Origin of the sequence: Vibrio sp. 99-8-1 (assembly GCF_013114595.1) — a bacterium.
Classification (GTDB): Bacteria; Pseudomonadota; Gammaproteobacteria; order Enterobacterales; family Vibrionaceae; genus Vibrio.
The window spans coordinates 42731-64072 of the sequence record NZ_VTXE01000002.1 but is presented as its reverse complement, the minus strand read 5'-3'; the positions used below and the strand labels follow the sequence as shown (position 1 = coordinate 64072).

Sequence of the window (21342 nt, the reverse complement as noted above, 5' to 3'; positions counted from 1 at the left end):
CAAGATGTGTAGCAGATAATGTCAGTTATGTTGATTAATCAAGCGTACGCTTAATTTCAACCACTTCAAATACTTCAATCTGGTCACCAACACGAACATCGTTGTAGTTCTTCACGCCGATACCACATTCGTAACCGTTCTTAACTTCCTGAACATCATCTTTAAAGCGACGTAATGATTCCAACTCACCTTCGTAGATAACGACGTTTTCACGAAGAACACGAATTGGGTTGTTGCGCTTAATTAGACCTTCAGTAACCATACAACCTGCGATTGCACCCAGTTTAGGTGACTTAAATACGTCACGCACTTCAGCAAGACCAATGATTTCTTGTCTGAATTCTGGCGCAAGCATACCGCCCATGGCTTGTTTCACTTCATCAATCAATTGGTAGATGATGGAGTAGTAACGTAAATCTAAGTTTTCCGCTTCAATAGTGCGGCGAGCTGAAGCATCAGCACGAACGTTGAAGCCAAGGATGATTGCATTAGATGCCGCCGCTAGTACAGCATCAGTTTCTGTAATACCACCAACACCTGAACCAACCACACTTACTTTCACTTCTTCAGTTGATAGTTTGTGTAGAGAGTCAGTAATCGCTTCAACAGAACCCTGTACGTCAGCTTTCAATACTACGTTCAACTCAGCAACTTCACCCGCTTCCATGTTAGAGAACATGTTTTCAAGTTTCGCTTTCTGTTGACGAGCAAGTTTCACTTCACGGAATTTACCTTGACGGTAGTTCGCTACTTCACGTGCTTTACGCTCATCACGAACAACTGTCGCTTCATCACCAGAAGAAGGAACACCAGATAGACCGATGATTTCTACAGGGATAGATGGGCCAGCTTGAGTGATCTCTTTACCATTTTCATCGCGCATTGCACGAACACGGCCATACTCTTGACCACATAGTAAGATGTCACCTTTGTTCAAAGTACCAGACTGAACAAGAACCGTTGCTACTGGACCACGGCCTTTATCAAGACGAGACTCAACAACAACACCTGACGCCATACCATCAGCAACCGCTTTAAGCTCTAGGACTTCAGATTGTAGAAGAATCGTTTCTAGCAACCCTTCAACATTGGTTCCTTCTTTAGCAGAGATGTGAACAAACATGTTCTCACCGCCCCACTCTTCAGGAATAACGTCATATTGAGCAAGCTCATTCTTAACGTTGTCAGGGTTAGCACCCTCTTTGTCAATCTTGTTTACAGCAACAATTAGAGGCACTTCAGCAGCTTTGGCGTGCTGGATTGCTTCAATTGTTTGTGGCATTACGCCATCATCTGCAGCAACAACAAGAACAACGATATCGGTAGCTTGAGCACCACGAGCACGCATAGCGGTAAACGCGGCGTGTCCCGGAGTATCTAGGAAAGTGATCATGCCGTTGTCAGTTTCAACGTGATAAGCACCGATATGCTGAGTAATACCACCCGCTTCACCCGAAGCAACGTGTGCTTTACGGATATAATCAAGTGTTGATGTTTTACCATGGTCAACGTGACCCATGATAGTAACAACTGGAGCGCGAGGCACTGCATCTGCTGTGTCATCACGATCAGACAGTACCGCTTCTTCTAGCTCATTCTCTTTACGTAGAACAACACGGTGTCCCATTTCTTCAGCAATAAGCTGTGCTGTTTCTTGGTCAATAACCTGATTAATAGTCGCCATAGCGCCCATTTTCATCATGGTCTTGATGACTTCGGTTCCTTTAACTGACATCTTATTCGCCAGTTCAGAAACAACGATAGTTTCACCGATCACAACATCTTGCTTAGCCACTGTTGCTGACTTATCAAAACCGTGCTGCATAGAAGTTGGTTTCGCTAGCTTACCTTTACGACCTTTACCACGTTGGTTTCGACCACCGCGAGCTTGGTTGTTTTCAGCTTTGTCTGCACCAGCCGCTTTCTTTTTACGCTTGCGACGACCCGCCGATGCTTTTGCATCCGCTTCATCTTCCGCTTCACGCGCATAAGTAGAAGTGGTTACGTGATAATCTGAAGACTCTTCACGTTCTTTCTTCTTCTTCTCTTCTTCTGACCAGCGTTCTTGGTTCTCTTCCGCTAACTTACGAGCTTCTTCAACAAGCTTAGCTGCTTCTTCTTCCGCTTTTCGTTTCGCTTCTTCTTCTTGGCGACGTTGAAGAGCATCCGCTTCACGCTTAGCTTCATCTTGTTTCGCTTTTTCTTTAGGATCTGTCATTGGCTCTGCTTTTGCTTGAGCTTCACGTTTTGCTTTATCAGCTGCTTCACGCTTGGCTTTTTCTTCAGCTTGACGTTTTGCTTCTGCATCACGTTTTGCTTTTTCTTCAGCTTCACGTTTTGCTGCTGCTTCCGCTTCACGTTTTGCTGCCTCTTCTGCTTCGCGTTTTTCAGCTTCACGCTTGGCTTCTTCGTCAACGGCGCTACGTTTTACGTATGTACGTTTTTTGCGCACTTCGACTTGTACATTCTTACTCTTACCGCCGCTCGCTGCAACACTTAATGTGCTGCGAGTTTTACGCTGTAGTGTCAGACGAGTAGGCTGAGCTTCGCCAGTCGTATCGCCATGCTCTTTTTTAAGATGAGCGAGAAGATGTTGCTTTTCTTCATCTGTAACATTGTCTTTGCTGGTCTTTTTCATCCCAGCATCAGCAAGTTGTTCTAATAAGCGCTCCACCGGCGTTCCGATTTCATCACTCAGTGCTTTAACTGTAAGTTGCGTCATTACGCTACCTCCTTGCTGAAATTATTCTTCGTCACCAAACCAACAGATATTACGCGCAGCCATAATTAACTCGCCCGCTCTCTCATCTGATAAGTCATCAATACCTTCTAGGTCATCAATACCTTGGTCTGCTAAATCTTCTAGTGTAACAACCCCTTTGGCTGCTAACTTATATGCCATTTCGCGCTCAAGACCTTCTAGTGCTAGTAGATCTTCCGCAGGCTCAAGGCCTTCAAATGACTCCTCTTGCGCTAAGGCAAGTGTGGTTAGTGCGTCTTTCGCACGGCCACGCAATTCTTCAACGATCTCTTCGTTCAAGCCATCAACTTCTAGTAACTCGCTTACTGGAACGTAGGCAACTTCTTCTAGAGTAGAGAAACCTTCTTCAACCAAAAGCTCAGCAAAATCTTGCTCGATATCAAGATACTTCATGAAGTTCTCAATAGAGGCGACAGACTCTTCTTGGTGCTTCTTAGCTAGGTCTTCAACCGTCATAACATTCAGTTCCCAACCGGTAAGTTGAGAAGCAAGACGAACATTCTGACCACTACGGCCAATCGCTTGTGCTAGGTTATCGGCTTCAACAGCGATATCCATTGAGTTGGTGTCTTCATCTACGATGATAGATGCAACATCCGCTGGAGCCATTGCATTGATAACAAACTGTGCTGGGTTATCGTCCCAAAGCACGATATCAATACGCTCGCCACCAAGTTCGCCTGATACAGCTTGAACACGTGCGCCACGCATACCAACACATGCACCCACTGGGTCAATACGACGGTCGTTCGTTTTCACTGCGATTTTAGCTCTAGAGCCTGGATCACGTGCTGCGCCTTTAAGCTCAATCAGCTCTTCTGCAATTTCTGGCACTTCGATACGGAAGAGCTCAGTCAGCATTTCAGGCTTAGAGCGAGTAATAAATAGTTGGAAACCACGCGCTTCAGGGCGAACGGCATACAACAGACCACGAATACGGTCACCTGGACGGAAGTTTTCACGCGGAAGTTGATCATCACGCATGATCACAGCTTCTGCATTGTTACCTAGGTCAAGAATGATGGATTCACGAGTCACTTTTTTAACTGCACCCGTAACCAGCTCACCTTCGTTATCGATAAATTGTTCCACTATCTGAGCACGCTCAGCTTCACGAACTTTTTGTACAATAACTTGCTTAGCCGTTTGTGTTGTAATGCGGTCAAAAGTTACTGACTCAATGTCATCTTCAACGTAATCACCAACTTCAAGAGTTTCGTCTTCATACTTAGCCGCTTCAATAGAAATCTCTTTTGTTGGATTTTCTACTTCTTCAACAGCCATCCAGCGGCGAAAAGTATCAAAATTACCTGTTTTACGATCGATTTCTACACGAACTTCGATTTCCATTTCGTGTTTTTTCTTAGTCGCAGTCGCTAGTGCAATTTCTAACGCTTCAAAAATTCGCTCACGAGGAACAGCTTTCTCGTTAGAAACGGCTTCAACTACCGCTAAAATTTCTCTGTTCATTAATCTAGCCTCTTACTAGTTCTTCTCTCTAGGAGAACTAAAATTTAGGGATCAGGTTGGCTTTTGAAATATTGCTCAAAGCAAATTCTTCATCTTGTCCTTCCACAGCAATAACGATGGTGTCACCATCAGTTGATTGGATAACACCTTTCCATTTACGGCGGTTACCCATAGCCATCTTCAGAACAACACTGACCTCGTGACCAATAAATTGTTGATAGTGTTCAGTTTTAAAAAGTGGTCGTTCCAGACCTGGTGAAGAAACTTCCAAGTTGTATGCAACAGAGATGGGATCTTCAACATCAAGAACAGCACTTACCTGATGACTTACTTCTGCACAATCATCAACATTAATCCCATTCTCACTATCTATGTATACACGTAGTGTTGAGTGTTCGCCTGCGCGAATAAACTCTAATCCAACTAACTCATATCCTGATGCTTCAACAGGTGATGTCAGCATTTCAGTTAATTGTCTTTCTAAACCAGTCATTTAACCACTCCAGAAACAAAAAAAGGGCTCAGAGCCCAATCTAAATTCCAAGCAAAAATACCTAATAAACTGCAAAAACAGAAAATTAGATAATAAAAAACCCCGATAGTCGGGGTTTTTTATTGCTGGACCCTGATACACCAAGTAGCTTTATCAAATCTACTTAGCTCATAGTTAATGCGACTCTGTAAATCTACATTAGCTATGATTACTTGAAAATCAGACTCAGTGAGTAATGGTTGCGGGGGCCGGATTTGAACCGACGACCTTCGGGTTATGAGCCCGACGAGCTACCAAGCTGCTCCACCCCGCGTCCGACTGCCGAGCATTATACGCTCAACAGATTGATTTACAAGTTACCATCAAATTATAAACACGTTTTTTGTCAATATAATTTAATGGTGCCGAGAGAGGGACTTGAACCCTCACACCCTAAGGCACTAGCACCTCATGCTAGCGTGTCTACCAATTTCACCATCTCGGCATTTTAAGCGGTACGCTTACTGAGGAATTTCACTGCCTTTTTCTGCAGGAATTTCACTCGGTACTTCTGTAACTTGTTCCTGAACGACTTCACCTTGAGTAGGATCAACCCATACAGATTCGGTTTTATGTGTTGCTAAATTACCGAAAACTAAAGCTACAGCAAAGAATACTGTTGCACAAATTGCGGTCATTCGGGTTAAAAAGTTACCTGAGCCACCAGCGCCAAACACTGTGTTTGAAGCACCAGCTCCGAATGAAGCTCCCATGTCTGCGCCTTTACCTTGTTGAATCAACACTAAGCCAATTAAACCGGCGGCTGCTAACAGGTAAATCACAAGTAGAATGGTTGTCATTTTTCCACCTATGTTTCTAATCGTTTTGCTCGAGATTTCAGTTTCACTGAAAAAACAAGCTTCCTCCAGTATCGAAGGCCGAGCAATACTATAGGAATGCCTCGATACTGACAAGTAAAAAAAAGCAAAATCGATAAGATTTCGTCTAATCGGTCACTAAAGCAACAAAAGCCAGTTTTATTGCTTTGGTGACACGGTATTCACTCAAAATAGAGAGGCACTACACCTCAATAATATGCTTGTGTAACACTGGTTTAGCAGCAGGCTTTAACCGCATCGGCGATATCAAGAGCAGATTGTTGTACTAGTTGAGCGTCTTCCCCTTCAACCATTACTCGAATAAGAGGCTCCGTGCCCGACTTACGTAATAACACACGGCCTTTACTACCCAGCTCCGCTTCTACTTTCTCTACAGCAGCTTTTACTAAATCAGAGTCAATAGGGTTCGAGCTTCCTGCAAAGCGCACATTCTCCAACACTTGTGGATAAAGTGTCATACCTTCCGCCAACTCTTTAAGGCTCATATCGCTGCCAACTACCGATGCCAGTACTTGCAATGCTGCGACGATCGCATCACCTGTGGTCACTTTATCCAGTAAGATGACATGGCCTGAGTTTTCGGCACCAATCAACCAATCTTTCTCTTTCAGTAGTTCCATAACATAACGGTCGCCAACCGCGGCACGAACAAATGGAATGCCTAACTGTTTCAGACCATTTTCCATACCCAGATTAGTCATTAGTGTGCCAACAACACCACCTTTAAGTTCCCCTCTACGAAGAGCATCCCGGGCAATAATGTATGCTATTTGGTCACCGTCAATCACGTTGCCTTCGGCATCAACCATTATGATTCGGTCACCATCACCATCAAATGCTAAACCGAGATCCCCTTGCTCTTGAACAACTCGCTGTTGAAGAGCTTTAACATCAGTTGCACCAACACCTGCGTTAATGTTGGTGCCATTTGGTTCTACACCCATAGCAATGATGTCTGCACCTAATTCTTTAAAAACCGCAGGTGCAATGTGGTAAGTGGCACCATTGGCGCAATCAACCACTATTTTCAATTTAGCTAGATTTAGATTTTTAGGGAACGTACTTTTACAAAACTCAATATAACGGCCGGCAGCATCTTCCATACGAGACGCTTTACCTAGCTCGGAAGAGTCAACACAGACTAACTCTTTGTCTAATTCAGCTTCTATAGCCAGTTCAACGTCGTCGGGTAATTTTGTCCCTTCGGATGAAAAGAATTTGATGCCGTTGTCATAGTAAGGGTTATGCGAGGCAGAAATAACAATACCCGCTTCAGCACGAAAAGTTTGGGTTAAGTAAGCAATGGCAGGTGTTGGCATTGGTCCTGTTAATGTTGCTTTTAAGCCTGCAGCGGCAAGACCCGCTTCTAATGCCGATTCCAGCATATAACCAGAGATTCGAGGATCTTTACCTATAATCACTTGTCGTGTGCCTTGCTTAGCAAGTACTCGACCTGCCGCCCAGCCTAATTTCAGCACAAAATCAGGAGTAATAGGATACTGACCAACTTTACCGCGAACACCATCGGTACCAAAATAACGTCTTTTCGACATAACTATTTCCTATCTATTTCTTATTCTTTAACGTCATATCTACAACTTTCATTGCATCAATTGTCTGTTCAAAATCATGCACTCGTATAATATGAGCACCTTTTATTGCAGCGATAGTAGCACAAGCAATACTGCCTGCCATGCATTCTGCTGGTTTCTTGTTAAGAACATTGAAGAGCATTGATTTTCGTGACATCCCTGCCAACAAAGGCAAACCAAATGTCTCGAAGCTATCAAAGCTATTTAGCAACTGATAGTTGTCTTCGAGGGTTTTGCCAAAGCCAAAACCGGGATCAAGAATCAATTGTTGACGCTCAATGCCAGCGTCCATACACGCTTCAATCCTCTGTTGCAAGAACGCTTTAACGTCGCTAATTAAGTTGCTATAGCTGGGATTATTTTGCATGGTATCAGGCTCTCCTTGCATGTGCATGATGCATGCAGGTACTTGATAATGCGCGACCACATCTAATGCTTCCGGTTGAGACAAGGCACGAACGTCATTAACCATATCGGCTCCTGCTTCTATTGCCTGTCGCATCACCTCCGCTTTGCTGGTATCTATGGAGATCCAGATATCGTACTTTTCTCTAATAGCACCAATAACAGCAATCGTTCGATTCAGCTCTTGTTCAAGAGAGACAGCAGGAGCTCCGGGACGAGTAGATTCACCACCGATATCAATAATGCTGACACCAGCTTCAACCATCCGTCCTGCTTGGGCAACAGCCCGCTCTACGCTATTAAACTGTCCACCATCGGAAAACGAATCTGGCGTCACGTTTAAGATGGCCATTACTTGAGGCTTATCCAGTTTAAGCGCTCTATTTTTCGATTTTATTATCATAAGCATACAAAAAGACCCCAGCATAGCCGAGGTCTTATTCTTATCTAGTTATTGCTTTAAGCATCGCTGTCTTTAGAATCGCTCTCTGCTTTCTCTTCTGTTTTCACAGTAGCAGTTTTCTCTTCTTGCTCAGTTTCTGCTTTGGCTTCTTGTTTTTCAGGTTTCTGCATCGCTTCTTTTGCTTCTGCTTTCGCCTTTTCGACTTTAGCTTCTGCATCTGCGCTCCAACCCTGAGGTTCACGAATCTCTTCTTTACGCTCCATCAAGTCATCAATCTGACCAGCATCAATGGTTTCATATCTCATCAATGCATCTTTCATGGAATGCATAATGTCCATATTACTCTCAAGAATTTCTTTGGCTCGATTGTAGTTTCGATCGATTAGCGTACGAATTTCATCATCAATTAGCTTGGCAGTATCATCAGACATATGTTTAGTTTGAGTAACACTACGCCCTAAGAATACCTCTCCCTCTTCTTCAGCATAAAGAAGCGGACCAAGCTTCTCAGAGAAGCCCCACTGAGTCACCATTTTACGAGCGATATCTGTGGCTCTTTCGATATCATTAGAGGCACCAGTAGATACTTTATCTGCACCATAGATGATCTCTTCTGCCAAACGGCCACCATACAAGCTGGAAATCATTGATTCCAGATGCTGACGAGACATACTGATTCTATCTTGCTCAGGTAAGTACATAGTGACACCTAATGCACGTCCGCGAGGAATAATAGATACTTTATATACAGGGTCATGTTCTGGTACTAAACGACCAACAATCGCGTGCCCAGCTTCATGGTATGCAGTTGACTCTTTGGTGTCTTCAGACATAACCATGGAACGACGCTCTGCACCCATCATGATTTTATCTTTAGCAAGTTCAAACTCAACCATAGATACATTACGCTTGTTACCACGTGCAGCAAACAGTGCTGCTTCGTTCACTAGGTTTGCTAGATCAGCACCTGAGAACCCCGGTGTACCACGTGCAATCAATGATGGTTCAACATCACCAGATAGAGGCACTTTGCGCATATGTACTTTTAGAATCTGCTCACGACCACGAACATCCGGTAAACCAACCACTACTTGACGGTCAAAACGACCTGGGCGAAGTAGAGCTGGGTCAAGTACGTCAGGACGGTTGGTTGCTGCAATAACGATAATACCTTCATTACCTTCAAAGCCATCCATTTCTACTAGCATCTGGTTTAGAGTTTGCTCACGCTCATCATGACCACCACCAACACCAGCACCACGTTGGCGACCTACGGCATCAATTTCATCAATAAAGATGATACATGGCGCGGCTTTTTTCGCTTGTTCGAACATGTCACGCACACGAGATGCACCAACACCAACGAACATTTCAACAAAATCAGAACCGGAAATAGTAAAGAACGGTACTTTTGCTTCACCTGCAATTGCTTTAGCAAGCAAGGTTTTACCTGTACCCGGAGGACCAACCATCAAAACACCAGTCGGTATTTTGCCTCCCAGCTTTTGGAATCGGCTTGGGTCACGTAAGTAATCTACTAGTTCTTTTACGTCTTCTTTGGCTTCATCACAACCCGCCACATCAGCAAAGGTTGTTTTGATCTGCTCTTCGCTCATCATGCGAGCTTTGCTCTTACCAAAAGACATCGCGCCTTTTCCGCCACCGCCTTGCATTTGACGCATAAAGAATATCCATACGCCAATAAGCAGAATCATTGGGAACCAAGAGATAAATATCGTTCCTAATAAACTTTGCTCTTCAGGTGGTGAACCTTGAACTTTTACGTTTTTATTGATCAGATCATCAAGCAGCTTCACGTCATAGAAAGGCATATACGTTACGTAGCGTGAGTTATCACGACGATAGAATACGATTTCCTTATCGTTGAATTGCGCTTCACGAATTTGGCCTTGACCAACTTCTTGTACAAATGTGGTGTAATCGACTGTTCTGCCGTTACTTTCTCCAGGTCCAAAACTCTGGAACACCGACATCAAGACAACAGCGATTACCAGCCACAGAATTAAATTTTTTGCCATGTCACTCAAGGTGTCAGCCCCTCGATAACTAATTGTAATTAAAAGTAGAGTACTACAGTTTTTTCACTGTAGCTACAGTGTAGTGTTAACCTTTATAACCCTTTGCAACGATATAAACTTCTTTAGAACGTGCTCTGGATGAATCCGGCTTTCAAATTTTCACGACTTTACATAGCTCGCGTACATCTTAACGTATTGATCAAAGCCTTCACCTTGGAATACCTCAACCACAAAACTAACATCGCTAGCTAGAACTTGTCGACACATATCCAACGCAAGTTCGACTAAATATATAGCGCTTGGTTGATTTACCGACAATTCCCCTGCCATCTTAGGTGCCTTATCAGAGATAACAATATCAACCACTATCGGGTTGAGTTGTTTCTAACAAAGCTTCTAACACAGCATCTTCACGAAAGTCACCTTGCTGGAAACTCACCCCAGCAATTGAGTCTATGGGGTAAAAATCACACACAATAACTTGACCTTCGTCACCGACTATCAGGGCTGCGTATTGTGAACACTCTGCTAGAGCCGCTCCCAAGTCAACAACCGACATATCCGGTTTAAGACGTTTATCTTTCTGCAAACAACTCATGCAACTTTAAAAATTACGCGAGATCGACAGCCTTTTCTCTTAGCTTCGCTGACATATTTATCACCGAAATGCTCTTTAAGCCAGCGCCCTGAACTTGCAGAATGTATCTGTTTACTCATTCTCATCTTAGTAGATGATGATAGCTCATCAAATAAAGTATGGTAGAAAATATAGTCTTCGTGATTAGATGGCGTTAAAATAGAGTTTTTCAACCCTAGAAACTGTATATCTTTTAAATTTTATTATAGTAAAAGATAATAACTTCCATCTACTTAAATATAATTGGCCGCGTAATGAAACTAAGCACCAAACAAAAACAGCATCTTAAAGGCCTAGCACACAACCTGAAACCTGTCGTGCTAATGGGCGCTAACGGACTAACAGAAGCTGTACTAGCGGAAATTGAAATTGCTCTTGACCACCACGAGTTAATCAAAATAAAAGTTGCCTCTGAAGATAGAGAAACGAAACTACTTATTATTGATGCGATTGTTCGTGAAACTGGCGCAGAAAAAGTACAAACCATTGGTAAAGTACTGGTTCTATACCGTCAGTCGGAACAGCGTAAAATCGAGATCCCTAGAAAATAGCAGGATGTCTAACAATAAAAAAAGACCACTTTCGTGGTCTTTTTTTATTGTGATAATCTGACATTTGCTTAGATATACTCAACCTTGTCGATTTCGTAATCTTTGTCACCGCCAGGAGTTGAAATAGCAACTTCATCCCCTTCCATCTTACCAATTAATCCACGGGCAATAGGCGAACTTACCGAAATACGACCCGCTTTAATTTCTGCTTCATCATCACCAACAATTTGGTAAGTCGATTCAGCATCGGTATCCAGATCAATCAAAGTAACAGTAGTACCAAATATAATTTTGCCACTGTTATCCATCTTAGTAACATCAATTACCTGAGCAACAGATAGCTTATATTCGATATCACGAATTTGTGCTTCACAGATACCTTGCTCTTCACGAGCCGCATGATATTCCGCATTTTCTTTTAGATCACCAAGCTCTCTCGCTTCAGCAATCGCTTCAGAAATAAGCGGACGACGCTTTAGTAACACATCAAGTTCATCTCGTAGCTTTTTTTCGCCACGAACAGTCATTGGGACTTTTTCCATTGTAAAAAACCTCTACATCCAATATTTACTTTGGACAAAATAAACCCGCTCAGGGCGTTGCTGAGTCGGGAAGATAGAATGGGTAATAATTTAGTCTAGTGTAAACAAAGATTCGAGCTTGGTCATCATTAATCACGTTTTGTATCACAAAAATCTCTCAATCCTCATTTTAATCAGCATAAAGCAAATATTTTCGCCACATTAATCATCTAAAAAAAACTAAATTTCTCTATTTTCACCCCTCAGATAGAAAAGCATTCAAATCTTTATATTTCAGTAAGTTAATTAATATAAAAAACATAAAAAACAATGTTCGATAACGCCTTTTATATCATTTTACTAACGAGATTAGGAACTTTAACGGTACAAAGTGGTTACCGGAAAAATGCTGTTCCATTCGATTTCGAAGCAATAAGTATTTACACGAAATTAATTTTCGCATTTTTCAATAATCGTGAATAACAACAGTAAGTCACAGTAGATTAGGAATAACACAATGAAAAAAACATTTTTAGCTTTAGCAGTATCAGCAGCAGTAGTTGCTACTGGAGCAAATGCTTCTGACGGCAAACAAGATGGAAGCATCGAAGGTACAACAGTTTACAGCTCAAATGGAAACTCGTTGGAAATCGGTGGTCGTGCTGAAGCTCGCATGTCTTTAAAAGATGGCAAAGCTGCAGATAACTCTCGCGTTCGTCTAAATTTCTTGGGTAAGACACAGATTACTGACGGCCTATATGGTGTTGGTTTCTACGAAGGTGAATTCACAACTGCCGACAACGGCGGTGCAACTGACAGTAGCAGCGACTCGCTAACAAACCGTTATGCGTACGCAGGTATTGGTGGTACTTATGGTGAACTTACTTACGGTAAAAACGATGGTGCACTAGGTGTTATCACTGACTTTACCGATATCATGGCTTACCACGGTAACTCTGCAGCAGACAAAATCAACGCAGCAGACCGTGCTGACAATATGCTGACCTATAAAGGCCAATTTAGCGATTTCGACCTAAAAGCAAGCTACCGCTTCGCAGACCGCATTGACAATGATCCTTCAGGCGAGTTCACTGAAAATGCAGCGGATGGCTACTCACTATCTGCCATTTACTCTATTGGCGACAGTGGTGTAAAACTAGGTGGTGGTTATGCTGAGCAAGATAAGAGCAATGAGTATATGCTAGCAGCATCATACCGTATTGGCGGCTTCTATATTGCTGGTAACTTTACTGACGGTGAAAAAGACTTTGATAGCGATCAGTACAACAACACTAGTGGCCTAAACGATCACTTCTCGGGTATTCAAGATTATCGTGGTGTTGAAGCAGCCGTTGCCTACAACCTTAACCAGTGGGTATTTACCTCAACGTATAACACAGCAGAAACTGATGGTTACACAACTGCAGATAACATTGCTGTAGATGCAACATACTACTTCAAGCCTAACTTCCGTGCATACGCTTCTTACAACTTTAACCTAATGGATAAAGATGACGTTGTAGCTTCATCAGCGATTGGTGAAATTGCAGCAGAGAACGAAATGGCTCTAGGTCTACGTTACGACTTCTAATTATCAAACCTTGCTATTCATTTAGCAGTCTAGATAACCAAAAGGCTCGCGTTTACGCGAGCCTTTTTACCATATAAACAACCTAAACAGAGCGACTTCTCCGCTCCGTCTAAAAAATGACACTTCACAGCGACAGCCTTACAGTTAACAGCAACTAAAAACTGATAAATACAGGCGAAAAGTCCACAGCGACTGGACAAACTCTAACTATTAAACAAATTAACCACCGTTCCGACAGATTTATGTGATTAGAAAGGAGCCTGATAAGGTAAATTGTGGTTATACTGGTACTCATGTCTAGTTACCTTAGTTTCAGTATGCGACGTCTATTATTAATACTACTGTCTGTTTTCTCATTCCAAGTATTCGCCTATTTTCCATTAAGTTACCTTCCGCAGGGTAGCCGCGTAGGTCTATCTGTTATCGCCAATAATCAGCAACAACTAAGTATTAATGACCAACAACTCTTTCCACCTGCAAGTACTCTTAAAATAGTGACTGCTCTAGCCGCTAAGCTTGAACTAGGCGATAACTTTCGATTTGCGACTCAGATAGAGCGTCACAACAGTGACGTTGTTATTCGCTTCTCTGGCGACCCCACACTCACCAGTGATGATCTTGATGCGCTTTTCTTGCAGTTTTCCTCTCAAGGAAGCAAAGAGATAAAAGGAAACCTGCTGTTAGATAACAGTGCATTTACCGGTTACGAGCGAGGTGTCGGTTGGCCATGGGATATTTTAGGTGTTTGCTATAGTGCTCCCGCTAGTGCTATTACCCTCGATAGCAACTGTGTTCAAGCGTCTATTTACAGCAAAAAAAATGGTTCGACTCGGGTTCACGTTCCTGCTCATCAACCTATTGTTGTCACATCAACAACCTCAACGGTCTCTAAAACCGAAATGAAAGAGCAACAGTGCGATCTTGAATTAACCACGTCGGACAATAACCATTATTTACTTTCAGGTTGTATGACTGAACGAAAAAAACCGTTACCGCTAAAATTTGCCGTGCAGGATACTAGCATGTATGCCATCGCAACAATTAAGCGCTTAATGTACAAATACAATATTCGTTTATCTGGCGAGATATTAGTAAAAAGTAGCACTACGGGTGACATTATCGCGACTCATCACTCAAAGCCTTTGCCTGAACTTTTAAGTATTATGTTGAAAAAATCCAATAACTTAATTGCCGATAACTTAACCAAAACGATGGGCAAGCGCTTTTTTGTCCAAGCAGGTAGCTTTACTAATGGGACAGAAGCTATTAAGCAGATCATCTATAGTAAAACCAACATAAATTTAAACGATGCACAGCTAGCGGATGGCTCTGGATTATCTAGAAACAACCGTATGACTGTCAGTGATATGAGTCAGGTTCTCAATTACATTTGGAAAAACGACAAAGAACTTGATTTGTTGCAGCTGCTTCCTATTGCGGGAGAGAGTGGCACCCTTAAGTATCGACAAAGCATGCGAAAAGCCCCCATAAAAGGGCAATTACAAGCCAAAAGTGGCTCTCTTTATGGAAGCTACAATATGGCAGGCTATATGCTTGATAAAACAGGTCAGCCCAAAGGGACATTTGTACAGTTTATTACCGACTACTACATAGATAAAAGAGAGAGTGACGCAAGCATCACCCCTCCCATTTTTCAGTTTGAAAAGCACTTTTTTAACGACTTGGTTAATTTAAACCTAAGAAGTGGTTCGCTACAGTAAAGTAGATCCATATGCCGGAAATATCCACTACAGAGGCAAGCACAGGGCTCACTAATACCGCAGGGTCGAGCTTGCATGCTCGCGCAAGTATCGGCAATAAACCACCAATTACCGTAGATATAACCACCTGAATAAATAACGCCACAGCAATTGATATCGCAATACTATCAATGTCAAAGCCATTTACCGTACTTTGATTGAAAAAGAGCACACGACCAATAATAACAACCGCCACCACAAGCGCTAAGCAAACAGCGATACGGCTCTCTTTCCAAAAAACATTCAACCACTGCCGCTTTTTAAGCTCTCCTGTTGCTAATGCTCGGATCACTAAGGTTGCAGCTTGCGACCCTGTATTGCCGCCTGCAGCCGCAATGACAGGCATATAAACCGCCAATAGTATTAACTGATTAAGTGTGTCTTCATATTGGGCAATGATCATTCCAGATACAATACCCAACAATGCCAACATCACAATCCAGCCAACCCGCTGCTTAACATGCTCCAGCACACCAGTGGTCAAATACCCTTTTGCCGTTTCGGCTTCAGAGCGGATAAAACCTAATTGATGGGCATAATGACGAGCGCGTTTATCAAACCCAGTGAGTTCTAATTGTTGAATAAGATGTTGTACATAATTTACAGAACAGTTTTCCAATATCCCTACAGCTTGCTCTATAGGCATCACTGAGAGTAAATGTACTTGCTGTTGCTCTTCATACTTAAGAAAAGCATTTTTCGCTGCCCCTATTTCATCATTTGAATATGGGCAAGCAGTTTCAATGAATATATTGTTCATTACCGTCATGGCAAATCTCCCGATTGGCTGTTGGTAACGACCATCAAGCGAAAAGCACCCAACTGTTTATTAAACAGTTATGCTTATATTTCACTGAGCAGGAAATAGGAGAAAAAAAGAAGAGTTTGAAACGTAGTTCTTCTACCGGAAGGCAGAAGCGGAGTGCAACAATACCTAACGGGCTATTTTTCTCCCTTCATACTAGGAGGATGGTCGGTATTGTTCATAAAAATCTCCAGATATACTGCGACTTGCAGCGGGCTGGATTTTAACGGCCTAGAAGAAAATTTGCACGAAAAAAATGAAAAAAAAGAGCACTTTTTTAGCGCTCTTTTCATGACAATAAATGTGGCTGTAAATCTTAGTCTTAGCGTTTCACTTTAACCTAAAGTAACACGAGCAAATTTACGCTTACCAACTTGATATACCGCCGTTCCTTTTTCAGGAATCAGTTTGGTATCTTCTATCTTTTTACCGTCAATTTTAGCTGCGCCTTGACGGATCATACGCATAGCATCAGAGGTAGAACTAACCAAAGCCGCATCTTTAAGTAGATTGCCAATGGCAATACCAGCATCAAAAGTAAACTCAGGCATTTCGTCTGGCATCGCCCCTTTTTGGAAGCGATTGATAAACTCTTGTTCAGCGGCATCAGCATCTGACTCACTGTGGAAGCGAGCGATAATCTCTTTTGCCAGCAGAATCTTAATATCTCTTGGATTCTTTCCAGCTTCTACATCTGACTTAAACTGCTCGATCTCAGCTAAAGGACGGAAAGAGAGAAGCTCATAATAGCTCCACATCAAGTCATCAGAAATAGACATGATTTTACCAAACATCTCACTTGGAGCTTCACTAACACCAATGTAGTTGTGAGCAGACTTGGACATTTTCTTCTCGCCATCCAGTCCTACCAACAGAGGCATCATCAAAACGCATTGTGGCTTCTGTCCATTGGCTTTTTGTAACTCACGACCCATAAGTAGGTTGAACTTCTGATCCGTTCCACCAAGCTCAACATCTGTTTCCATCGCTACAGAGTCATACCCTTGTAATAATGGGTACATAAATTCATGAATAGCAATAGGTTGCCCACCAGCATAACGCTTTTTAAAATCGTCACGCTCTAACATACGAGCCACAGTCTGATGAGAAGCCAACTTAATCATACCCGCAGCACCAAGTTCATTTAACCACTCAGAGTTAAACTGAATTTTAGTTTTGCTTGGGTCAAGAATTTTGAATACTTGCTGTTTATACGTTTCGGCATTCGCTAACACGTCTTCTCGAGTTAACGGCGGACGCGTGGTGTTTTTACCTGATGGGTCACCAACCATACCGGTGAAATCACCAATCAAAAACGTCACTTCGTGACCAAGTTCTTGAAACTGGCGAAGCTTGTTAAGAATAACAGTATGACCAAGGTGAATATCTGGTGCTGTCGGATCGGCACCCAGTTTAATTCTTAAAGGTCGGTTCTCTTTTAACTTTTCAATCAACTCTGCTTCAGGAATTAGCTCTTCTACACCGCGCTTAATTTCAGCTAAAGCTGCTTCAATACTCGCCATTTCTGTTTGCTCCCACGAATTTGGCAAAAAATACTATCCGCACATCTTACTTGAATAGCTATGTATTTTGAAACCAGTTAGACTCTCCTATTGTCTTTTTTCACTAATATTTAGCAAAGATTGAACATGCTCTCGACTTTTTTACGTCTGCCACTTATCCATCGAGCACTGATTGTGCTGATTTCAGCATTGATCACCGTTGTATTGTTCTTGCCAGATAGCTCTGATTTAACTAAAAATCAGTCTACACTTGCAGTGGGTAAACTCTATCCCGTCACGATTAATTTTGAATCTTTAGATATTCACAATTCCGCGCTACCAAAATCGACTGTTCGTTGGGAAAAATACAAAGTTGCTTCAGGAGAAAGTGCAGCCGTACTCTTTAAACGTATTGGATTAAGTGCAAGGCTACTTCATAACTTAATTAACAGTAATAAAGATATCAACAACCAGCTCACTCGTTTGCGTGTGGGTGAAGAGCTGTTATTTGGGTTTGATGACAATCATCAACTGCTGCAAATTAAACGTGTTATCACACCATTTGAGACATTTCGAATCACCAAGTCTGGCGATACATACACCAGTGAATTTGAGAAGAAAACCGTCAATATTCAGTACAACTACACTGAAGCAGTGATTACCTCTAATTTCTGGAATGCTGCACTCTCTGCCGATCTCACGCCAAATCAAACGATGGAACTGGCGGGAATTTTTGGCTGGGATATTGATTTTGCATTAGATATTCGCTCAGGAGATAGTTTTAAAGTTCTCTATGAAGAAAAAATAGTCGAAGGCGAAATAATGGGCAGAGGCAAAATTATTGCCGCAGTGTTCACCAACCAAGGTGACACCTTTAAAGCCATTTTAGATGATAAAACTGAAAACTATTATGACGAAAATGGTCGCGCTATGAAAAAAGCATTTTTGCGTTCTCCTATCGATTTTCGTCGTGTTACCTCTAATTTCAATCCTCGCCGCCGTCATCCAGTTACGGGTAAAGTCGTCGCCCACCGAGGTACCGATTACGCAGCGCCAGTGGGCACACCTATTTGGGCAGCAGGAGACGGCATCGTCGAGAAGTCAGGTTATAATAAGTACAATGGTAATTACGTATTTATCCGTCATAGCAATACCTATATCACCAAATATCTGCATATGAAAAAGCGCTTAGTCAGAAGTGGACAAAGAGTCAAACAGGGACAAAGTATTGGCACTTTGGGCGGTACAGGGCGAGTAACCGGACCTCACTTGCATTACGAGTTCTTGGTTAACGGTGTGCATAAAAATGCTCGTACGGTAAAACTACCTCAGTCTAAATCGCTGAAAGGAAAAGATAAACAGACCTTTATGGCCAATGCTAAAATTCGTTTAGAGAAGTTGGAACGATACGGAAAATTATTGTTTTCAAATTAAGGTTAGAAACAGAATTAAACCTAAACACCAATCACATAAAAAAATGGGCTCTACGCCCATTTTTTTATCAATATGCTTTTAGCAATCTTTAGCCACGATGAATAGCATCATTCGCCTGTTTCAATAAACTCTGACTCTCAGACATAAATTGCTGCGAATAGTCACCAAACCAATGACTCACCTGATTAAAGCTTGTCACAAATGCTTCCTTGTCATGACCATCCAACACGGATATTGCTTGGCCAAAACAGTGGTGAAAACGCTTAATCATCTCAATATTTTCTTGTGAAGAAAGAATAATATCTGCATATAAATTAGGGTCTTGAGCAAACAGGCGCCCAACCATGGCGAGCTCTAATCGATATATTGGTGAGCTTAGTTGTAACAGCTTATCTATATCTGGGTTTTCTCGACTTAAATGCAGCCCATAAGCGAAAGAAGTAAAGTGTCGAAGGGCTTGTATCAATGTCATTCCATGGTCATGCTCAGCGGCATCAATTGCGCTTAAACTTGCCCCCCAAATCACAAACTGATCCAGCAACCATTGATAATGTTCTCCACCTCGACCATCGCTGTAGACAATGACCTGCTTTGCTAAACTCGGCACATCAGGACCAAACATAGGATGAAGCCCGACAACAGGACCGGAATGAACCTGTAGCATTCGCTGTAACGGAGCAGACTTAATTGAGGTTAAATCACATAGAATACAATCTTCCGGTAACCCAGCTAACCGATCAATCACACCTTCCGTTAGATGAATAGGTACCGTCACCACCACTAAACCTGCATCACTAAGCAAGGTATCAGCGTGTTCCCAATCTTGGCTGCCCAGTACTTTTACCTGATAGCCGGACAGTTCGAACATTCGACGAAACAGGCCACCTAGCTGCCCGTGACCACCAACGATAACGATGCTTCTTAACTCAGGATTTAAACACTTAAAACCCGAATCATTTTCACTGGCATAAGATTCTCGCATTGTTCTTCGTAAGATATCTTCGATCAGCTGAGCTGGAACACCCTGTTTTTCCGCTTCACTGCGACGTGAAGCCAGCATAGCCGCTTCTCTATCAGGGGCATAAATAGGCAATCCATGCTCACTTTTCACTTCACCTACCTGCTCCACCAATGATAAACGCTCCGCTAATAATTCAATCATCTGTTTATCAACGGAATCTATTTTATCTCGTAATGCCTTTAACTCTACCGCCATTAAGGTTGCCTTATTCTACTTTATTACATCTATAACTAGGGTCTGTTTACCTTTCGAGTACAAATATTGTTCAATCTGAAATCGGTTTGAGCAAGGCATGAGGAGAGCAGCATAGTTATCCTATGTAAGCGACTCATAACACAGCTCAAGATGTTTTCAGATTACTTTAACCTATCTTCTAGGAATGGCACTAGCTCTTTATGTGCATGACGTAATAGTGCCTCAGTTGCTGCCCAATTTATACACGCATCTGTAATTGATACACCGTATTGCATATCTTCCAATGCGAGATCAGAAGATTGGTTCCCTTCATTAATATGACTTTCAATCATCAAACCAATAATTGACTTATTGCCTTCTCTAATTTGGTGAATAACATCTTCCGCAACCAGTGGCTGACGACGATAATCTTTACGAGAATTAGCATGGCTACAATCCACCATCAAGGATGCATCCAAATTGTGTTTTGCCATCTCTTCTTCACACTCGGTAACCGATACAGAATCATAATTGGTTTGTTTACCACCACGAAGTATGACATGCCCATCGGTATTGCCTTGAGTAGTCAATAGTGCCACTTGACCATCACGATTAATCCCCATAAATCTATGACTGGACGCAGCCGCTTGCATCGCATTGATCGCAGTTGCTAAGTTGCCATCTGTTCCATTTTTAAACCCAATAGGCATAGATAAACCGCTCGCCATCTCTCTATGTGTCTGAGATTCTGTTGTTCTGGCACCAATCGCAGCCCAGCTAAAAGTATCCGCCAGGTACTGAGGGCTAATAGGATCCAGCGCCTCTGTTGCTAATGGTATTTCCATTTCAGCTAAGTCCACCAGCAACTTACGACCAACATGCAGACCATGTTCAATGTCAAAGGTACCGTCTAATTGTGGGTCATTGATTAAGCCCTTCCAACCAACGGTTGTTCTTGGTTTCTCAAAGTAGACACGCATGACGATATAGATTTGATCACTGAGTTGCTCAGAAAGGTTTTTTAAGCGTTTCGCATACTCTTTTGCTGCATCTATATCATGAATTGAGCATGGTCCACACACAACCAGTAAACGATGATCTTTCTTATGAATGATATTTGATATAGTCTGACGGGACTCTTGAATAAAACGTCGAGCATTATCACTCAAGGGTAATTTATCTTTTAGTTGATTTGGAGTGATCAGAACCTGCTCATCACTAATATTGACATTACTTAATTCACTTCTTTCCATGCTCATTTCCGTACAAATTAGTTTACACTTAGAATTTATGTGATAATCAAAA

At 42.3% G+C, this 21342-nt stretch carries 16 protein-coding genes, 2 tRNA genes and 1 pseudogene; 4 read left to right on the top strand and 15 right to left on the bottom strand.

The genetic code is table 11. The features are described from left to right. Window positions 1-34: 34 nt before the first annotated feature. The 10 genes and pseudogenes from infB to rlmE form a co-directional block, all read right to left on the bottom strand. Window positions 35-2722 (bottom strand): translation initiation factor IF-2, encoded by a 2688-nt coding sequence (gene infB / locus F0227_RS01135; protein WP_171751318.1) that lies wholly within the window; start codon window positions 2720-2722, stop codon window positions 35-37. 21 nt (window positions 2723-2743) lie between these two features. After that, a complete protein-coding gene (gene nusA / locus F0227_RS01130; RefSeq protein ID WP_171751317.1) occupies window positions 2744-4231 on the bottom strand; it encodes a transcription termination factor NusA in 1488 nt (495 codons plus the stop codon). 37 nt (window positions 4232-4268) lie between these two features. Beyond that, the gene (rimP, locus tag F0227_RS01125; RefSeq protein ID WP_171751316.1) at window positions 4269-4724 is read right to left on the bottom strand and encodes a ribosome maturation factor RimP; all 456 of its coding nucleotides are present in this window, start codon (window positions 4722-4724) and stop codon (window positions 4269-4271) included. A 236-nt stretch (window positions 4725-4960) separates the two neighbouring features. Continuing rightward, window positions 4961-5037 (bottom strand) — tRNA-Met (locus F0227_RS01120). Between the two features lie 86 nt (window positions 5038-5123). Further along, window positions 5124-5208, bottom strand: a tRNA-Leu gene (locus F0227_RS01115). 16 nt (window positions 5209-5224) lie between these two features. Beyond that, on the bottom strand, window positions 5225-5563 hold the full coding sequence (secG, locus tag F0227_RS01110) for a preprotein translocase subunit SecG (protein WP_171751315.1): 339 nt from the start codon (window positions 5561-5563) through the stop codon (window positions 5225-5227). Window positions 5564-5817: 254 nt separating this feature from the next. Beyond that, window positions 5818-7155, bottom strand: coding sequence for a phosphoglucosamine mutase (glmM, locus tag F0227_RS01105; RefSeq protein WP_171751314.1), 1338 nt, complete (start codon window positions 7153-7155; stop codon window positions 5818-5820). A 13-nt stretch (window positions 7156-7168) separates the two neighbouring features. Beyond that, window positions 7169-8002 (bottom strand): dihydropteroate synthase, encoded by an 834-nt coding sequence (folP, locus tag F0227_RS01100; RefSeq protein ID WP_171751451.1) that lies wholly within the window; start codon window positions 8000-8002, stop codon window positions 7169-7171. A 56-nt stretch (window positions 8003-8058) separates the two neighbouring features. Continuing rightward, complete coding sequence (gene ftsH / locus F0227_RS01095) at window positions 8059-10050, bottom strand: ATP-dependent zinc metalloprotease FtsH (RefSeq protein ID WP_171751313.1); 1992 nt, start codon at window positions 10048-10050, stop codon at window positions 8059-8061. A gap of 76 nt (window positions 10051-10126) precedes the next feature. Continuing rightward, a pseudogene (rlmE, locus tag F0227_RS01090) lies at window positions 10127-10758 on the bottom strand (23S rRNA (uridine(2552)-2'-O)-methyltransferase RlmE). A gap of 174 nt (window positions 10759-10932) precedes the next feature. Between rlmE and yhbY the strand changes: the two are divergent. Beyond that, window positions 10933-11229 carry a ribosome assembly RNA-binding protein YhbY gene (gene yhbY, locus F0227_RS01085; RefSeq protein WP_171751312.1) on the top strand — a complete coding sequence of 99 codons (297 nt, stop codon included), beginning with the start codon at window positions 10933-10935 and terminating at the stop codon, window positions 11227-11229. A 68-nt stretch (window positions 11230-11297) separates the two neighbouring features. Here the strand turns inward: yhbY and greA are convergent, their stop codons facing one another. Further along, entirely contained in the window at window positions 11298-11771 is a 474-nt protein-coding gene (greA, locus tag F0227_RS01080) for a transcription elongation factor GreA (protein WP_171751311.1), read from the bottom strand. A gap of 496 nt (window positions 11772-12267) precedes the next feature. Here greA and F0227_RS01075 point away from each other — a divergent pair, with 496 nt between their 5' ends. Further along, complete coding sequence (locus F0227_RS01075; RefSeq protein WP_171751310.1) at window positions 12268-13341, top strand: porin; 1074 nt, start codon at window positions 12268-12270, stop codon at window positions 13339-13341. 317 nt (window positions 13342-13658) lie between these two features. Next, the gene (gene dacB, locus F0227_RS01070) at window positions 13659-15062 is read left to right on the top strand and encodes a serine-type D-Ala-D-Ala carboxypeptidase (RefSeq protein WP_171751309.1); all 1404 of its coding nucleotides are present in this window, start codon (window positions 13659-13661) and stop codon (window positions 15060-15062) included. On the opposite strand, the gene F0227_RS01065 is transcribed toward dacB, so the two are convergent. Together F0227_RS01065 and tyrS are read right to left on the bottom strand one after the other, a co-directional pair. Next, window positions 15028-15870: a magnesium transporter gene (locus tag F0227_RS01065; RefSeq protein ID WP_171751308.1), complete on the bottom strand. Its 843-nt coding sequence runs from the start codon at window positions 15868-15870 to the stop codon at window positions 15028-15030. The two genes, dacB and F0227_RS01065, sit on opposite strands and share 35 nt — an antisense overlap. 371 nt (window positions 15871-16241) lie before the next feature. Then, window positions 16242-17429 (bottom strand): tyrosine--tRNA ligase, encoded by a 1188-nt coding sequence (tyrS, locus tag F0227_RS01060; RefSeq protein WP_171751307.1) that lies wholly within the window; start codon window positions 17427-17429, stop codon window positions 16242-16244. Window positions 17430-17555: 126 nt separating this feature from the next. Here tyrS and F0227_RS01055 point away from each other — a divergent pair, with 126 nt between their 5' ends. Beyond that, on the top strand, window positions 17556-18842 hold the full coding sequence (locus F0227_RS01055; protein ID WP_171751306.1) for a peptidoglycan DD-metalloendopeptidase family protein: 1287 nt from the start codon (window positions 17556-17558) through the stop codon (window positions 18840-18842). Window positions 18843-18930: 88 nt separating this feature from the next. Here F0227_RS01055 and tyrA read toward each other — a convergent pair whose 3' ends face one another. Together tyrA and F0227_RS01045 are read right to left on the bottom strand one after the other, a co-directional pair. Beyond that, window positions 18931-20058, bottom strand: a complete 1128-nt coding sequence (gene tyrA, locus F0227_RS01050; protein WP_171751305.1) for a bifunctional chorismate mutase/prephenate dehydrogenase — start codon at window positions 20056-20058, stop codon at window positions 18931-18933. A gap of 161 nt (window positions 20059-20219) precedes the next feature. Continuing rightward, the gene (locus tag F0227_RS01045; RefSeq protein WP_171751304.1) at window positions 20220-21290 is read right to left on the bottom strand and encodes a 3-deoxy-7-phosphoheptulonate synthase; all 1071 of its coding nucleotides are present in this window, start codon (window positions 21288-21290) and stop codon (window positions 20220-20222) included. Window positions 21291-21342 lie beyond the last annotated feature (52 nt).

What these genes read in the sequence shown, in the direction of transcription:
- F0227_RS01055 (WP_171751306.1), top strand. Translation starts at nt 17,556, where the DNA reads ATGCTCTCGACTTTTTTACGTCTGCCACTTATCCATCGAGCACTGATT.
- dacB (WP_171751309.1), top strand. Translation starts at nt 13,659, where the DNA reads ATGCGACGTCTATTATTAATACTACTGTCTGTTTTCTCATTCCAAGTA.
- F0227_RS01075 (WP_171751310.1), top strand. Translation starts at nt 12,268, where the DNA reads ATGAAAAAAACATTTTTAGCTTTAGCAGTATCAGCAGCAGTAGTTGCT.
- tyrA (WP_171751305.1), bottom strand. Translation starts at nt 20,058, where the DNA reads ATGGCGGTAGAGTTAAAGGCATTACGAGATAAAATAGATTCCGTTGAT.
- folP (WP_171751451.1), bottom strand. Translation starts at nt 8,002, where the DNA reads ATGATAATAAAATCGAAAAATAGAGCGCTTAAACTGGATAAGCCTCAA.
- rimP (WP_171751316.1), bottom strand. Translation starts at nt 4,724, where the DNA reads ATGACTGGTTTAGAAAGACAATTAACTGAAATGCTGACATCACCTGTT.
- yhbY (WP_171751312.1), top strand. Translation starts at nt 10,933, where the DNA reads ATGAAACTAAGCACCAAACAAAAACAGCATCTTAAAGGCCTAGCACAC.
- greA (WP_171751311.1), bottom strand. Translation starts at nt 11,771, where the DNA reads ATGGAAAAAGTCCCAATGACTGTTCGTGGCGAAAAAAAGCTACGAGAT.
- F0227_RS01045 (WP_171751304.1), bottom strand. Translation starts at nt 21,290, where the DNA reads ATGGAAAGAAGTGAATTAAGTAATGTCAATATTAGTGATGAGCAGGTT.
- glmM (WP_171751314.1), bottom strand. Translation starts at nt 7,155, where the DNA reads ATGTCGAAAAGACGTTATTTTGGTACCGATGGTGTTCGCGGTAAAGTT.
- infB (WP_171751318.1), bottom strand. Translation starts at nt 2,722, where the DNA reads ATGACGCAACTTACAGTTAAAGCACTGAGTGATGAAATCGGAACGCCG.
- secG (WP_171751315.1), bottom strand. Translation starts at nt 5,563, where the DNA reads ATGACAACCATTCTACTTGTGATTTACCTGTTAGCAGCCGCCGGTTTA.
- nusA (WP_171751317.1), bottom strand. Translation starts at nt 4,231, where the DNA reads ATGAACAGAGAAATTTTAGCGGTAGTTGAAGCCGTTTCTAACGAGAAA.
- F0227_RS01065 (WP_171751308.1), bottom strand. Translation starts at nt 15,870, where the DNA reads ATGACGGTAATGAACAATATATTCATTGAAACTGCTTGCCCATATTCA.
- tyrS (WP_171751307.1), bottom strand. Translation starts at nt 17,429, where the DNA reads ATGGCGAGTATTGAAGCAGCTTTAGCTGAAATTAAGCGCGGTGTAGAA.